The organism is Hyphomicrobium sp. 802 (genome assembly GCF_000526135.1).
Taxonomy (GTDB): domain Bacteria; phylum Pseudomonadota; class Alphaproteobacteria; order Rhizobiales; family Hyphomicrobiaceae; genus Hyphomicrobium_B.
The window spans coordinates 1,705,548-1,720,876 of the sequence record NZ_JAFM01000001.1 but is presented as its reverse complement, the minus strand read 5'-3'; the positions used below and the strand labels follow the sequence as shown (position 1 = coordinate 1,720,876).

General features: G+C 60.9%; 17 protein-coding genes. 10 read left to right on the top strand and 7 right to left on the bottom strand.

The features are described from left to right. Positions 1-89 precede the first annotated feature (89 nt). From HYP802_RS0108610 to HYP802_RS23800, 4 genes are all read left to right on the top strand, one after another. Complete coding sequence (locus HYP802_RS0108610) at positions 90-644, top strand: DedA family protein (protein WP_024275557.1); 555 nt, start codon at positions 90-92, stop codon at positions 642-644. A 111-nt stretch (positions 645-755) separates the two neighbouring features. Next, entirely contained in the window at positions 756-920 is a 165-nt protein-coding gene (locus tag HYP802_RS23805; RefSeq protein ID WP_013946780.1) for a hypothetical protein, read from the top strand. Between the two features lie 72 nt (positions 921-992). Continuing rightward, positions 993-2,357, top strand: coding sequence for a cytochrome P450 (locus tag HYP802_RS0108600; protein WP_024275556.1), 1,365 nt, complete (start codon positions 993-995; stop codon positions 2,355-2,357). Positions 2,358-2,518: 161 nt separating this feature from the next. Next, entirely contained in the window at positions 2,519-2,677 is a 159-nt protein-coding gene (locus tag HYP802_RS23800; protein ID WP_197022719.1) for a hypothetical protein, read from the top strand. On the opposite strand, the gene gatB is transcribed toward HYP802_RS23800, so the two are convergent. The 6 genes from gatB to gatC are packed head-to-tail and all read right to left on the bottom strand — an operon-like array spanning position 2,674 to position 7,012. Further along, complete coding sequence (gene gatB / locus HYP802_RS0108590) at positions 2,674-4,155, bottom strand: Asp-tRNA(Asn)/Glu-tRNA(Gln) amidotransferase subunit GatB (RefSeq protein WP_013946777.1); 1,482 nt, start codon at positions 4,153-4,155, stop codon at positions 2,674-2,676. The two genes, HYP802_RS23800 and gatB, sit on opposite strands and share 4 nt — an antisense overlap. Further along, the gene (locus HYP802_RS0108585; protein WP_024275555.1) at positions 4,152-4,463 is read right to left on the bottom strand and encodes a hypothetical protein; all 312 of its coding nucleotides are present in this window, start codon (positions 4,461-4,463) and stop codon (positions 4,152-4,154) included. The genes gatB and HYP802_RS0108585 overlap by 4 nt, the downstream gene beginning before the upstream one ends. Then, positions 4,453-4,770, bottom strand: coding sequence for a chorismate mutase (locus HYP802_RS0108580; protein WP_245261480.1), 318 nt, complete (start codon positions 4,768-4,770; stop codon positions 4,453-4,455). Before HYP802_RS0108580 ends, HYP802_RS0108585 begins: the two co-directional genes overlap by 11 nt. 37 nt (positions 4,771-4,807) lie before the next feature. Then, complete coding sequence (gatA, locus tag HYP802_RS0108575; RefSeq protein ID WP_024275554.1) at positions 4,808-6,307, bottom strand: Asp-tRNA(Asn)/Glu-tRNA(Gln) amidotransferase subunit GatA; 1,500 nt, start codon at positions 6,305-6,307, stop codon at positions 4,808-4,810. Then, a complete protein-coding gene (locus HYP802_RS0108570) occupies positions 6,304-6,720 on the bottom strand; it encodes a hypothetical protein (RefSeq protein WP_024275553.1) in 417 nt (138 codons plus the stop codon). Before HYP802_RS0108570 ends, gatA begins: the two co-directional genes overlap by 4 nt. Positions 6,721-6,724: 4 nt before the next feature. Continuing rightward, positions 6,725-7,012: an Asp-tRNA(Asn)/Glu-tRNA(Gln) amidotransferase subunit GatC gene (gene gatC / locus HYP802_RS0108565; protein WP_013946772.1), complete on the bottom strand. Its 288-nt coding sequence runs from the start codon at positions 7,010-7,012 to the stop codon at positions 6,725-6,727. A gap of 207 nt (positions 7,013-7,219) precedes the next feature. On the opposite strand from gatC, the gene ruvX reads away from it, so the two are divergent. From ruvX to dprA, 5 genes are all read left to right on the top strand, one after another. Next, on the top strand, positions 7,220-7,720 hold the full coding sequence (gene ruvX, locus HYP802_RS0108560; RefSeq protein WP_024275552.1) for a Holliday junction resolvase RuvX: 501 nt from the start codon (positions 7,220-7,222) through the stop codon (positions 7,718-7,720). Between the two features lie 211 nt (positions 7,721-7,931). Further along, positions 7,932-8,906, top strand: a complete 975-nt coding sequence (locus tag HYP802_RS0108555; protein ID WP_024275551.1) for an aspartate carbamoyltransferase catalytic subunit — start codon at positions 7,932-7,934, stop codon at positions 8,904-8,906. Next, positions 8,903-10,234, top strand: coding sequence for a dihydroorotase (locus tag HYP802_RS0108550; protein WP_024275550.1), 1,332 nt, complete (start codon positions 8,903-8,905; stop codon positions 10,232-10,234). Before HYP802_RS0108555 ends, HYP802_RS0108550 begins: the two co-directional genes overlap by 4 nt. Before the next feature lie 50 nt (positions 10,235-10,284). After that, entirely contained in the window at positions 10,285-10,917 is a 633-nt protein-coding gene (plsY, locus tag HYP802_RS0108545; RefSeq protein ID WP_155831192.1) for a glycerol-3-phosphate 1-O-acyltransferase PlsY, read from the top strand. After that, positions 10,901-12,082, top strand: a complete 1,182-nt coding sequence (gene dprA, locus HYP802_RS0108540) for a DNA-processing protein DprA (protein ID WP_024275548.1) — start codon at positions 10,901-10,903, stop codon at positions 12,080-12,082. The genes plsY and dprA overlap by 17 nt, the downstream gene beginning before the upstream one ends. Positions 12,083-12,116: 34 nt before the next feature. On the opposite strand, the gene HYP802_RS0108535 is transcribed toward dprA, so the two are convergent. Further along, complete coding sequence (locus HYP802_RS0108535) at positions 12,117-12,314, bottom strand: hypothetical protein (protein WP_245261479.1); 198 nt, start codon at positions 12,312-12,314, stop codon at positions 12,117-12,119. Between the two features lie 202 nt (positions 12,315-12,516). Here HYP802_RS0108535 and topA point away from each other — a divergent pair, with 202 nt between their 5' ends. Next, entirely contained in the window at positions 12,517-15,309 is a 2,793-nt protein-coding gene (gene topA, locus HYP802_RS0108530) for a type I DNA topoisomerase (protein ID WP_024275546.1), read from the top strand. Positions 15,310-15,329 lie beyond the last annotated feature (20 nt).

Here is a 15,329-nt window from a genome sequence, read left to right as displayed (position 1 = left end):
CGCTGCCCGTCGGCTCCCCATTTTGCCGGGAGGGCGTTTACGCCGTGCACGCCAACAAACAACAATAACACCAGCGCGAAAGCTTCAGAATGAGCGTGCATGACTTCGTCGATGCAGTCGTCACTTTCGTAAGAGCGAACGAAAACTGGGCCGTGCCCGTCGCCTTCGCCGTAGCCTTTCTAGAAAGCTTCTGCTTTCTGTCCATTCTCTGGCCTGGCACCGCAATTCTCGTTGGAATTTCCGCGCTGCTCGCCAAAAGCGGTGTGGAATTAAGCGTGCTTTGGCCGGCCATCGTGGCAGCAGCCGTGGGCGGATCGTTTGGCTATGCGCTCTCCTATTGGATTGGCCTCTATTTCAAAGATGGCATCCGCGAGATGTGGCCCTTCAATCGCAACCCCGCGATGGTCGAGAGCGGACAGGCGTTCTTCGATAAGTGGGGTGCGCTGAGCGTGTTCTTCGGCCACTTCTTCGGGCCGATCCGGGCGGTCATTCCTGTCGTGGCCGGCATGTACGCTTTGCCGCAGTGGCAATTTCAACTCGCCAATATTGTATCAGCGTTCATTTGGGCGGCTGGCATTATTGCCCCATCCTATTTCGGCTTTGGCTATCTTCTGGGCACAGAATCCCCGCCCCCGGCCCCATAACGCAGCCTGAGCTTGCGCGACGCAGCGCGATCCCTTAGAGGAACGCCCAATGCTGCGCTTCGATGCGCGGCCTTCTCATCCACCCCTTTCCTGGCATCGAGGCCGTTTTTCATGTCTAAGACGTCGTTGAAGAATATTCAGAAGCAGAAGAAGAAAGCCCGCCGCACCATCGACCGTCCGGCTCAGTCGCGGATCCAGGGCAACACGGCCGCCGCTCGCAAGCGCCTCAAGAAGCTTTCCGGCATCGCCCGCGCGAAAAAGGCAGTGGCCGCCTAGACATCGGGCCGCCGCTACCTAGCTATACTCCGTCAACGCCGGCGCATCGTGACGACGTGAGCAAGAAGCCTTATGACACCTGCGCTCTATCCGCCGACGGTGACACCGCCGGCGCAGCCTTTGCCGCTGCTTCCCTTCCTGAGGCGTTTCATCCGCAATCCGCTGCGGGCGATTCCTCAGGCGGTCTATGAAGAGCCGGTCGTTACCTATGGCAAGAAGCGTCCGCTGCTTGCCTGGGTGACAAACCCGGCGCTCATCGAAAACATTCTCGTCAAAAACGCTGAGCAGTTCCCCAAGACGCGCCTCGATCTGCGCGTCCTGCGGCCCATCGTCGGCGACGGCCTGCTGACCGCCCAGAACGAGAGCTGGCGCTGGCAGCGTAAGATTGCGAGCCCGCCGTTCCGGCACACCGAGCTTTTGACGTATGTGCCGACGATGGTCGACGCGGCCGACGAATGCATCGCGCAATGGCGTCAGCACGGTTCTGCGCCGTTCACGACCGACGTCGAAGCCGCCATGACCGATGCGACGTTCGCCGTCGTCGCGCGCACCGTCCTCGCCGGCATCAACACCGCCGAGGGCGATCGCATCAAGGCATCGAGCCGTTCCTATCTCGATCCGATCTCATGGGAAGTTGCCGCATCGATGCTGCAGTATCCCGAAACCTATTGGCATCCCGGTAAAGCCCGCATGCGTCGTTCTGCAGACGAGCTGAGGGCAATCATGCGCCGCCTCGTCGCGCATCGCCGTAGTGGCGGAGCATCAGGTAACGATCTTGTCGCCCGCATGCTGACTGCGAAAGATCCCGACACGGGCGAACCGATGTCCGACGACATGCTCGCCGACAATCTGGCAACCTTCCTGTTTGCCGGCCACGAGACGACCGCGAAGGCCCTCACCTGGACCCTCTATCTTCTCGCCCGTGCACCGGAATGGCAGGACCGTCTCCGCGACGAAATTTCAGCCGTCGCAGGTTCGGCGCCGATCACGCCCGAAACCGTCACCAAATTGCCGACTGTCTCGCGCGTTCTGAAGGAAGCGATGCGCCTCTATCCGCCAGCGCCCGTGATGACGCGCGTAACAGCCGACGCGACGGACATCGGCGGCAAGACGCTGCCGAAATCGACACTGATCGTCATGCCGATCTTCATCATCCATCGCCATCACGCATTGTGGGAAGACCCCAATCGCTTCGATCCGGATCGCTTTCTTCCCGAGAAGGAAGCTCGGTACGCGCGCACCCAATTCATGCCCTTTGGCTATGGCCAGCGCATTTGCATCGGCTCGTCGTTTGCGATCCTCGAAGCGACCGCCATCCTGGCAACGCTTCTGCGCCACGCCCGTTTCGAATGGGACGGCAGGCTCGCGCCGGAACCGGTCAGCCGCGTAACGCTCCGGCCGAAAGGCGGCATGCCGCTGACCGTCCGCCCACTGTGAAGTTGCTCCACGCGCGCACCGGCGACGTTAGGAAAGCATTTACGCTGCGTTAGCGAAGTCCAAATTTTACTGTCGCAATTGCAGGCTTGGCGTGAGCGCGGCTGAAAACAGTCAGTGCTATGATTTGTCGCATCATAAGAACCGCCTCCAAGGAGAGGCCAATGACGATGACAAAAATAGCCTACCTGATCGCAGCAATCGCACCGGGCGGACTGATCCTACTGGCGTGCCTCGGGATCGCCCACGTCGCAATGACCGGCCTGAAAGACAGAAGGGCCAGACTGGCCCTTCAAACGGTGCCGGTCAAAGCCGGAGGTTAAATCCCGAGCTTGCCTTTCAGGATCTCGTTGACAGCGGCCGGGTTCGCCTTGCCGCCCGTCGACTTCATCACCTGACCGACGAACCAGCCGAGCATCGACGGCTTCGCCTTCGCCTGCTCAACCTTCTCGGGGTTGGCGGCAATGATTGCATCGACGGCCTTCTCGATGGCGCCGGTGTCGGTCACCTGCTTCATGCCACGCTTTTCGACGATCTCCGCCGGATCGCCGCCCTCAGTCCAAACGATCTCGAACAGATCTTTGGCGATCTTTCCCGAGATGGCGTTGGAGCCGATCAGATCGACGATGCCGCCGAGCTGCCCCGCCGAGACGGGGCTTTCCTCGATCGACTTGCCTTCCTTGTTCAAGCGCCCGAACAGCTCGTTGATGACCCAGTTGGCAGCGAGCTTGCCGTCGCGGCCCTTGGCAACCGTCTCGAAGTAATCGGCCGATGACCGCTCGGCGACGAGCACGTCGGCGTCGTAGCCCGACAACCCGAAGCTCTTCATGAAGCGCGCACGCTTCTCGTCCGGAAGCTCCGGCAGCCCCGACTTCAAATCGTCGACGAAGCCCTGCGTCAGCTCCAGTGGCAGCAGATCGGGATCGGGGAAGTAGCGATAGTCGTGCGCTTCTTCCTTCGAACGCATCGACCGCGTTTCGCCTTTGCCGGAATCGAACAGCCGCGTTTCCTGATCGATCTTGCCGCCATCTTCGATGATGTCGATCTGACGGCGCGCTTCGTACTCAATCGCCTGGCCGATGAAGCGGATCGAGTTGACGTTCTTGATCTCGCACCGCGTGCCGAGCTCGTCGCCCGGCTGCCTTACCGACACGTTGACGTCGGCACGCAGGTTGCCCTTCTCCATGTCGCCGTCGGACGTGCCGAGGTAACGCAGAATGGTCCGCAGCTTCGTGATGTACGCCTGCGCCTGCTTAGAGGACCGGAGATCCGGCCGCGAGACGATTTCCATCAACGCAACGCCCGAGCGGTTAAGATCGACGTAGGAATAATCGGGATGCTGGTCGTGCAGCGACTTGCCCGCATCCTGTTCGAGATGCAGACGCTCAACGCCGATCTTCAGCGTCTCGCCATCCACTTCGATCTCGATCTCTCCCTCGCCGACGATCGGCTGCTTGAACTGCGAGATCTGATAGCCCTGCGGCAAATCCGGATAGAAGTAATTCTTGCGGTCGAACACGCTCTTCAGATTGATCTGAGCCTTGAGACCCAGTCCCGTGCGGATCGCTTGCGCCACGCATTCGCGATTGATGACCGGCAGCATGCCCGGCATTGCCGCGTCGACGAGCGACACATGGCTGTTCGGATCCGCGCCAAAGCCGGTCGAAGCGCCAGAAAACAGTTTCGACTTTGAGGCGACCTGGGCGTGGACTTCCATGCCGATCACCACTTCCCAGTCGCCGGTCGCGCCTGCGATAAGGTTCTTCGCCTTCGGCTTTTCAGCGACCTTCTGAGAACTCATTTTCCGCCTCCAGTCCGGGCCTTCATGGCGTAGCCGATAGCTGCATAGATAAAGCCGAAAACAAGGGACACGATGAACACGCCCGCTGCAGCCCGGCCCAGGTTTGGCGCGTCCCAGATGCGCAGCAACGTCACGATGTAAAGCAGTGCCGCGCCGGCCGCCGCACCGCCAAATCCGGCGATCAAAATCTTGGATTTATCATCAGCGCGCTGGCCGAGCATATACGCCACGATGATCGTTGCCGGATTGAAGATGCCGTAAAGCAGAACCTCTGTCAGCGGCACGTCCGGCTGAAAGTCAGGCCCCACCGTTTGCTCCCGGCTTGTCACTGCTGTCTTGCACCTGACGAAGCTTCTCTTCCTCGTACTGCACGAACCAACCGATCATGTTGCGCCATTGGGCGCCGACCATCTCGATCATCTCAGGCGGCATCCCCTTTTCGGAGGCCCGCGCTTTGACCCGGTCGATGACCTGTTGAATGCGCCACTGAACGACGGCGCCTTCGCGCGTCGACATCTTGAGTTGCCACGCCCTGTCGACGTAGCCGTAGCGCTCGGTGATCAGATCGACGAGCGCATTATCGATCCGATCGATCTCGCTACGCACCTGGGACATGTCTGCGCATTCCCACGGACGTTTTGGGTCCATGATCTTAGCCCTTCATCCACCATGCGTCCGGCACGGCAAACCGTCCGGCAGCGTCTTCAATAACCTGTGCGGTCCGGAACAGCGTTTCCTCGTCGAACGGCTTGCCGATGAGCTGCAGCCCAAGCGGCGTGCCTTGCGAGGAAAGTCCGCCCGGAATGGACATGCCCGGCAGACCGGCCATGTTCACCGTCACAGTAAATATGTCCTCTAGATACATCGCCAAGGGATCGCCAGACTTTTCGCCGAATGCGAACGCGGGCGACGGCGTCGTCGGCGTCAGCACAACATCGACCGAATTCCAGGCCTCGTCGAAGTCCTTCTTAATGAGAGTGCGGACCTTCTGCGCCTTGAGATAATAGGCGTCGTAATAGCCCGCAGAGAGCACATACGTGCCGATCAGGATGCGGCGGCGCACTTCCTTGCCGAAACCGGCAGCGCGCGTCTTCTCGTACGTGTCGATCAGATTGTCGCCGCTAACGCGCAGGCCGTACCGCATGCCGTCATAGCGCGCGAGGTTCGACGAACATTCCGCAGGCGCTACGATGTAATATGCGGGAAGCGCATATTTCGTGTGCGGCAGCGAGATGTCATGGATCGTCGCTCCGGCCGATTTCAGCCACGCGATGCCATCGTCCCAGAGCTTCTGAATTTCGGCCGACATGCCATCGACGCGATACTCTTTCGGAATGCCGACGCGCAGGCCTTTGACGCCCTTGCCAAGCGCCGCCTCGTAATCGGGAACCGGCGCATCGACCGACGTTGTATCCTTCGGATCGTGGCTCGCCATGGCTTTCAGCATCATAGCACTGTCGCGAACCGTCTTTGCGATCGGCCCGGCCTGATCGAGCGACGAGGCAAACGCCACGATGCCCCAGCGCGAGCAGCGGCCGTACGTCGGCTTGATACCCACCGTACCCGTCAGCGCTGCGGGCTGGCGGATCGAGCCGCCCGTATCCGTTGCCGTCGCCGCCAGGCAAAGGTTGGCCGCAACCGCCGACGACGAACCGCCCGACGAGCCGCCGGGAACAAGTTTGTCGGCCGACGTTTTGCCGTCCGAGCCTTTGCGCCGCCACGGGTTGACGACGTTGCCGAACGCGCTCGTCTCGTTCGACGATCCCATCGCGAACTCGTCGTTGTTGAGCTTGCCGAGCATGACCGCACCGGCGTCCCACAAATTCTGCCCGACCGTCGACTCATACGTCGGCTTGAAATCGTCGAGGATCTTCGAGCACGCCGTGGTGCGGATGCCGTTCGTGCAGAACAGATCCTTGTTGCCGATCGGCAAGCCTTCAAGCGGACGCGCATTGCCTGCTGCGATCCGCTTGTCGCTTTCTTTCGCCTGTGCGCGCGCGTGTTCCGGCGTCGGCAAGACGTAAGCATTCAGGGCGCCATTACCCTTGTCGATTGCCGACAGAAAGGCGTCCGTCAGCTCAAGTGCCGTGAATGACTTCTTCTGAAGCCCGTCCCGGGCTTCAGCCATGGTGAGTTTGGTAAGATCGGTCACCGCTCGACTTTCCCTTTTAAACCTTTGCAGCGCTCATAAACCAGCGCCTCCGTTCCGCTTCTGACCTCGATGCGGTCGGCATCCAGACGCGTGAACGTCACCGTCTGTGCGTATTCCTCTGCGCCTTCTGAGCACTGCATCTTGCCCTCGAAGACGTTCGACTTCACTTCGCGTAGCGCTGCAAAATTGCAGCCGCCTTCCCAACTTCCCGTTCCTTCACGCGTCAACGTCAGCGGATAGGTCTCGATGTTCGGCGCATCCTTGCCGTTCTGGATATCCTCAAGTTTCTTGCATCCGGTTGTCGGCGAGTACGTCCCGTCGCCGACGAACGCGGCGTCAAGCTTCGTTTCCTCAGCCTGCGCCATCCCGGAAGCCAGCATCACTGCTGCAACAGCAAGCAACGCGTGAAACATTCGGTCACTCCACGACCTTGGGCACCACGAAGAAATTGTCTTCCGCCATCGGCGCATTCGCCGTGATCTGGTCGGCGATCTCGCCGTCCGTCACGACGTCGTCCCGCATCTTGAGCTTTTGATCGACGACCCGCGTCATCGGCTCGACCGCCGACGTATCAACCTCATCGAGTTGCTTGACCCAGTCGAGAATGCCGGAAAGCTCCTTCTCGAGACCCTTGGCCTCCTCGTCGCTCACCTTGATACGGGCGAGGCGCGCGATACGGCGAACGGTCGCTTCATCGACCTGCATGAAAAGTCCCTTCAAGAAATCGGGGGATTGCGCCGCTCTCATAACCGGGCGAACGCCACCAATGCAACCAGCGGCGGCATTCCGCAAGGGGTTCAAGTCACGGAAACGGACCGGGAAAGCCGGATAAGGCCCGTTGGCGATGCCAATTTGTCGCCGGACCTGCTAGAGCGTCGCGTCATGACCCTTTGCAGCCGAGATTAGGCGCCTGTGACACAACCCACCGTTTCCCCGCCGTCGGGACTAACCACCGAAGATCACCATCACTTTCGCGACGCCACAACCGGCGCGGGCCGGCTGATCGGGATCGACGCCGGAACGAAGACGCTCGGCCTTGCCCTGTCTGACGTACGGCGCACGATAGCGTCCCCCCTCGAAACGATCCGCAGGACAAAGTTCACGGCTGATGCGGCACGACTGTTCGCAATCGTCGCCGAGCACGGCGTCTCGGGGTTTGTGCTTGGCCTGCCACGAAATCTCGACGGCACTGAAGGCCCACGCGCCCAGGCCACCCGCGCACTTGCCCGCAACCTCAACAAGTTGTCGCCGCTGCCGATTCTGCTCTGGGACGAACGGCTGACGACTGCCGAAGCCGAACGCATGCTAATTGACGCCGATCAGACCCGCAAACGCCGCGCCGAGGTCATCGACAAGCTCGCTGCCACCATAATCCTGCAAAGCGCCCTCGACCGCCTGAAGCAGGACAACTGAGCGGCAATCGCCCAAATGTCATCCTCGGGCTTGTCCTGAGAATGACAAAAGGCGCAGCTGGTGACCCCGTCGAACGGTGCGCCACACTCGCTTTGTCCCCGACTTTCGGCCACACGAAGCGTGGCATTTCAGGCTCCGTTAAGAGGTTTGCGATTGATGTCGCGCCCCGACCTTGCAGCCCCGCAAGACTCCCCCTATAGAAGCGCCTTTAATGACAACGAAATCGAATTCCAACGCGCTGAAGGTTTTTCCGCGCCGCCATTTGCTGACCTGCGAAGGTTTGTCAGCCAATGAGATCAATTTTCTTCTCGATCTCGCGGACCGGAACGCTGATCACATCCGCAACAATGGCCGCAAGCGGCAGGTCCTCGCGGGCCGAACGCTGATCAATCTCTTCTTTGAATCATCGACACGCACGCAGTCCTCGTTCGAGATGGCGGGCAAGCGCCTTAGCGCCGACGTCATGAACATGAATGTCGCGACGTCGTCGGTTACGAAGGGCGAAACGCTCGTCGACACCGCCGTGACGCTGAATGCCATGCGTCCCGACATCATCGTCGTGCGCCATCACGCGGCAGGTGCCGTCGAACTTTTATCTCAAAAAGTCGATTGCTCGGTCATCAACGCAGGTGACGGCGCGCATCAGCATCCGACGCAAGCCCTGCTCGATGCGCTGACGATCCGTCGCGCAAAAGGCCGCGTCGCCGGACTGACGGTCGCGATCTGCGGCGACATTCTCCATTCGCGCGTCGCGCGCTCCAACATCAACGTCTTGAACGCACTCGGCGCTCACGTCCGCCTCATTGCTCCGACGACGCTTCTGCCCTCCTCGCCCGAACGGCTCGGCTGCGAAGTTTTCACCGACATGTGGAAAGGCATCGAAGGCGTCGATATCGTCATGATGCTGCGTCTGCAGCGCGAACGGATGGAAGCATCCTACGTTCCCTCCAGCCGTGAATTCTTTCACTTCTTTGGCCTCGATCACGAAAAGCTCGCTCGCGCCAAGCCCGATGCGCTTGTCATGCATCCAGGGCCGATGAACCGCGGCGTCGAGATTGCCTCGACCGTTGCCGATCATTCCAGAAGCGTTATCCGCGAGCAGGTAGAAATGGGCGTTGCAGTTCGCATGGCCGTTCTTGAAGCCTTGTCTGTGCACCTTCCCGGCTTCGCGGAGGATGCGCCATGAGAAAACCGATCGAAAAGCCGAAGAGCGTCGGCCCCGCAACCGTCTTCATCAATGCTCGCCTGATCGACCCGGCATCGAACCGCGATGAGCCCGGCGGCCTTCTGGTCAAGGACGGCTTGATCGCCGATCTCGGCAGCCATCTGCGCCGCAACGCACCGGAAGGCGCGTCGGTCATAGACTGCAAAGGTCACGTCCTGGCTCCTGGTTTGATCGACGCACAGGTGTTCACCGGCGAACCCGGCTACGAACATCGCGAAACGCTCAAGACTGCGAGCCACGCTGCCGCGGCAGGCGGCGTTACGACCATCGTTGTCATGCCGGATACCAATCCGGTGATCGACCAAGTCGCGCTCGTCGATTTCATTCAGCGCCGCGCCCGCGACAACGCCCTTGTCCACGTCCACACCATGGCCGCGATGACGAAAGGCCTGCAGGGCGAGGAAATGACCGAAATCGGTCTGTTGAAACGCGCCGGCGCCATCGCCTTCTCGAACGGCAAAGCGAGCGTGGTCAACACCCGCGTGATGCGCAACGTCCTGAGCTACTCCAAAGACTTCAACGCCCTCGTCGTGCATCACACTGAAGACCCGTATCTCTCGACCGGCGCCATGAACTCGGGCGAAGTCGCGGCACGTCTCGGCCTCTCCGGCGTTTCCAAGATCTCCGAGACCATCGCCCTCGAACGCGACGTTCGTCTCGTCGAAATGACGGGCGGGCGCTATCACGCCGCAACGATCAGCTGCCAGGAAAGTCTTGACGTCATCAAGGCCGCCAAGGCCAAAAAACTGCCTGTCAGCTGCGGCGTCTCGATCAATCATCTGACGCTAAACGAGAACGACATCGGCCCGTACCGCACGTTCTTCAAGGTGCGTCCGCCTCTGCGGCGTGAGGAAGACCGCGTCGCCATGGTCCAAGGTGTCGCCAACGGCGATATCGACATCATCGTATCGAGCCACGACCCACAGGACGCCGACACCAAGCGGCGACCGTTTTCGGAAGCCGCCGACGGCGCCGTGGGCCTCGAAACGCTGCTCTCTGCCGCGCTCCGGCTCGTTCACTCCGGCGACATGACGCTGTCGGTCATGCTGAAAGCGCTGACCATCAACCCCGCGCGACTGCTCGGTCTGCACTCCGGCCGACTTGCGAAGGGCTCCATCGCCGACCTCGTCCTGTTCGACCCCGGCGAACCCTGGGTCGTGAACAAGGATCTCCTGCGTTCGCGCTCCAAGAATACGCCCTTCGATGAGGCCAAGATGCAAGGCCGCGTCTTGAGGACGATGGTCGCGGGTCAGACCGTTTATGAATACGCTGGCGTCGAACGCACCTAGGCATTACCTCTCTCGGCGACGCTCCATTTCGCACACGAGAGATCCCAGTCATGAGCTTGTTGTCACCCTTGGCTTTGCTGACGGACAACGGCTCATGGCAGCCGCACGCTGTGGCGGCACTGCTCGGCTACTTGTTAGGCTCCATTCCATTCGGCCTACTGCTGACACGCGCCGCCGGACTGGGCGACATCCGCAGCATCGGATCGGGCAACATCGGTGCGACCAACGTCCTCCGGACGGGCAATAAAAAGCTCGCCGCAGCGACGCTTCTGCTTGATGCCGCCAAAGGCGCCGCCGCCGTCCTGATCGCACGCGCCTGGCTCGGCGAAACCGCCGCGATGGTGGCCGGTCTCGCAGCCTTCCTCGGACACATCTATCCGGTTTGGCTTGGCTTCAAAGGCGGCAAGGGCGTCGCGACGTACCTCGGCGTTCTCATTGCCCTTGCTTGGCAACTCGCACTGCTTTTTGCCGTGCTTTGGCTTGCAGTGGCGAAAGTCGGCAAGATATCCTCGCTTGCGGCCATCGTTGCGACGATCGCCGTTCCCGTCGCCGCCTGGATATGGGGAGAGCGCGCGCTCGCCATCACCGTCACTCTGATGAGCATCGTGGTGCTCATCAAACATCGCGCAAACATCGAACGTCTGATGGCTGGGGAGGAGCCGCGGATTGGCTCCAAAACCTGATCAGCCCGAGCTTTTCAATCCATCGCCGCCTCCTTCCGAACTCTCCGACGAAGAACGGATCGCCTGCCTGCGCCTAATCCGCTCGGAGAATGTCGGCCCTGTCACCTTTCGCGATCTGATCAATTATTACGGCGGAGCGGCGAAAGCGCTGGAGATCCTCCCGACGCTCTCGCGGCGGGGCGGCTCAGGGCGGCCGATCCGAATTTGCCCAAAAGCCGACGCCGAACGCGAGCTAGCAGCCGCCGCCCGTATCGGCGCGACGCCGTTCCTCACCGTCGAGCACGGGTATCCGCAGGTTCTGGCGGGCATCGAAGCACCGCCGCCGATGCTTTATGTGAAAGGTGATCTGAACCTGCTGAAACGGCCGTCCATAGCCATCGTTGGCTCGCGCCAATCCTCAGCAGCAGGCATGCAACTGACCAGATTGTTTGCGAGCCAATTGGCTGAAGCAGGCTTCGTCATCGTATCCGGCCTTGCCCGCGGCATAGACAAAGCTGCACACGACGCGTCTTTGGGCAGCGGAACGATCGCTGTGGTCGCCGGAGGCATCGACTGGGTCTATCCGCCGGAACACGCCGAGCTTCAGGCCCGCATCGGTACGGAAGGCTGCCTCGTCACGGAACGCCCTCCCGGATTGAAACCCCGCGATAAGGACTTCCCCCGCCGCAATCGCATCATTGCGGGCCTCGTCTATGGCGTCGTCATCATCGAAGCCGCCGCCCGCTCAGGCACGCTCGTCACCGCCCGCTACGCGAACGAGCTCGGCCGCGAGGTCTTCGCCGTCCCCGGCCACCCACTCGACCCGCGCGCGGAAGGCACTAACCGCCTGATTAAGCAGGGCGCCACGCTGGTGACGGAGGTCTCGGATATTATAGAGGTCTTGAGGCCGATCCTTGGTATCGAAGAACGCCGGTTCGATTTCACCGACCGAGAGCCGCAACCAACCGCCCTCCCATCACCTCCCGCACCCGAGATGGCATCCGAAGACGTTCTGAATGCCGTTCTGACGGCCCTAGGGCCCGCGCCCGTCGCCACTGACGCCATCGCCCGCCAAACGGGCCTTAACGTCCAAGCCGTGCAGGTTGCCCTCCTGGAACTCGATCTGGCGGGGCGTATCGAACGGCAGGGCCAAAGCCTTGTCGCCCTGAAGGCGACCGCGATTTGAGCCCAGCGACCGCTCCTTACGCTCGTTAGGAGCCTCACCTGAGCGTCTCGCGTTGTGTCTCGGCGTGCGATATCGCGAGCATGCGAGACAGCTTCCGGCACCCATGCTGGTCCGCCATTTGCTGCAATTGTCCCAGCAAATCAGCGAGATACTCAAGCCGTTCCCGCCGCTCATCGCCCGAACCGCCGGAAAGCCGATTATGATGCAAATCGTCCATTGTGCTTGCGATCATTCCCACCACCATCCATATCCCGAGAACATCTTACTCGCCAAATGGTGGCAACATCAACAAAAATACAATCAAAAATAGAAAGACCGGGCATTTGACAGCGCCGCGACGATCAACCATGTTCCCGGCCCGCCGGGCGGCAGAGATGAAGCCCGCCAATCCGCAGCAATTGCGGGTTTAACGGCGTGAGGAGCGAAATCGCCAGATGAACGTCGTCATCGTCGAATCCGCCGCTAAGGCCAAGACGATCAATAAATATTTGGGCTCGGGTTACAAGGTCATCGCGTCCTACGGGCACGTGCGCGACCTGCCGGCCAAAGATGGCTCCGTCGAGCCCGATCATGATTTCAACATGCACTGGGAAGTCGATACGAAATCCCAGAAGATCATGCGCGAAATCGCCGAAGCGGTGAAAAAGGCCGACAAGCTGATCCTCGCGACCGACCCTGATCGCGAAGGCGAAGCCATCTCCTGGCACATCCTGCAAATTCTCAATCAGAAGAAGGCGCTCGGCAAAGACACCGAAGTCGAGCGCGTAGCGTTCAATGCCATTACCAAGCAGTCGATCCTCGCCGCGCTGAAAGAGCCGCGCAAGATCGACGAGCCGCTGGTTGACGCCTACCTCGCCCGCCGGGCGCTGGATTATCTCGTTGGTTTTACGCTGTCTCCCGTTCTGTGGCGCAAGCTTCCGGGCTCGCGTTCGGCGGGCCGCGTCCAATCGGTGGCGCTTCGCTTGGTTTGCGACCGCGAAGCCGAGATCGAGGCGTTCAAGACCGAAGAATACTGGACGATCGAGGCGCTCCTTTCGACCGCCAAGAACGAAGACGTCCGCTCGCGCCTCGTCGCTATCGACGGCACGGCGCTGAAGAAACTCGACATTAAAGACGAAGCGACCGCGACAGCAATCCGCAAGGCGCTGCTCGGGCAGGATTTCCGCATCGCGTCCGTTGAGAAGAAGGCCACGAAGCGCAATCCGTTTCCGCCGTTCACGACGTCCACGCTCCAGATGGACGCTTCCCGCAAGCTCGGCTTCTCCGCCAAGCAGACGATGCAGATCGCCCAGCGCCTCTACGAAGGTGTCGACATCGGCGGCGAGACAGTCGGCCTCATTACTTATATGCGAACCGACGGCGTCCAGATCGTACCGGAAGCCGTCAGCCAGATCCGCGACGTGATCTCGGCCGAATACGGCAAGAACTACACGCCCTTCGCGCGCGAATACAAAACCAAGGCCAAGAACGCCCAGGAAGCGCACGAAGCCATCCGCCCGACCGATCCGCGCCGCAAGCCCGACCAGGTCCGCAAGCACCTCGAAAAGGATCAGGCCGCGCTTTACGACCTGATCTGGAAGCGCACCATCGCCAGCCAGATGGCCGCCGCCGACATCGAGCAGACGACAGCGGAAATCGACGTCAAAGGTTCCGACGGCAAAGCTTATGGCCTCCGCGCCAACGGCTCGGTTCTGATGTTCGACGGCTTCCTCAAGGTCTACGAGGAAGGCCGCGACGACCGCGTTCGCACCATCGAAAAAGGCAAGGACGACACTGCCGACGAGGACGACGACAGCCGTCGCTTGCCGCCGCTCGCAGTCGGCGATCGCCTGAAAGACAAAGAGATCAGCGCCGACCAGCATTTCACGCAGCCGCCGCCGCGTTTCTCGGAAGCGACGCTCGTGAAGCGCATGGAAGAGCTCGGCATCGGCCGGCCGTCGACCTATGCTTCGACGATGGCCGTGCTTGTCGATCGCGACTACGTCCGCATCGAGAAGAAGCGTCTGATCCCGGAAGATAAGGGCCGCCTCGTCATCGCGTTCCTCGAAAGCTTCTTCAAGCGCTACGTCGAATACGATTTCACCGCCGACCTCGAAGAAAAGCTCGACCTCATCTCCAACGACGAGCTGGAATACAAGCAAGTGCTGCGCGACTTCTGGCGCGACTTCATGGCGGCCGTCGGCGAGATCAAGGATCTGCGCGTCGGCGACGTCCTCGAAGCGCTGAACGAGATGCTTGGACCGCACGTCTTCCCCGATAAGGGCGACGGCAGCGATCCACGCCTCTGCCCGAAGTGCGGCACTGGACGCCTGAGCCTGAAAATCTCAGGCAAGTATGGCGCCTTCATCGGCTGCGGAAATTACCCAGAGTGCAACTATACCCGTCAGCTGACACAAAGCTCCGACGGCGACGCCGCCGCGCTCGACGGCAAAATCCTCGGCTACAACGATGACGGTCTTGCCGTCACGATGAAGACGGGCCGCTTCGGACCTTACATCCAGCTCGGCGAAGCCGAAGGCGACGAGAAGCCGAAGCGCTCCAGCATTCCGCGCGGCATCGACGCTGCGACCCTCGATTTCGAACGCGCAATGCAGCTTCTGTCGCTGCCGCGCGATGTTGGCGAACATCCCGACGAAGGCGGCATGATTACAGCCGGTCTCGGCCGTTTTGGACCGTTCATCGTACATGAGAAGAACGGCGCGAAAACGTACGTCAACCTCGAAAGCCTGGAAGACGTCTTCACGGTTGGCCTTAATCGCGCTGTCACGCTCATCGCTGAAAAGCGCGCAGGCGGTGGCAAGAGCCGCTTCCAGCGTAACGCACCGAAGGTCGTGAAAGACCTGGGGCAGCACCCGAGCGAAGGCGGAGCAGTGCAGGTGCTCGAAGGCCGTTATGGTCCCTACGTCACGCACAATAAGGTCAATGCCACCGTTCCCAAGGCGAAGAACCCCGCCGAGCTGACGATGGACGAAGCCGTCGCCCTCATTAACGAGCGCACCGCCAACGGCGGTGGCAAGAAGGGCAAGCCCGCGCGCGGTGCCAAGGCAAAAGCCGCGAAGGACGACAAACCCGCGAAAGCGCCAAAAGCTGACAAGGCCGCCGCACCGAAAGCCGCGAAGAAGCCAGCCGCAACGAAAACCGCAGCGGCCAAAGCCGAAAAAGCGCCAGCCAAGAAAGCACCTGCAACGTCCGCTGGAGCCAAGAAACTCGCGAGGGCAAAGGCCTGACCGCAAAACGACGAGGCGCA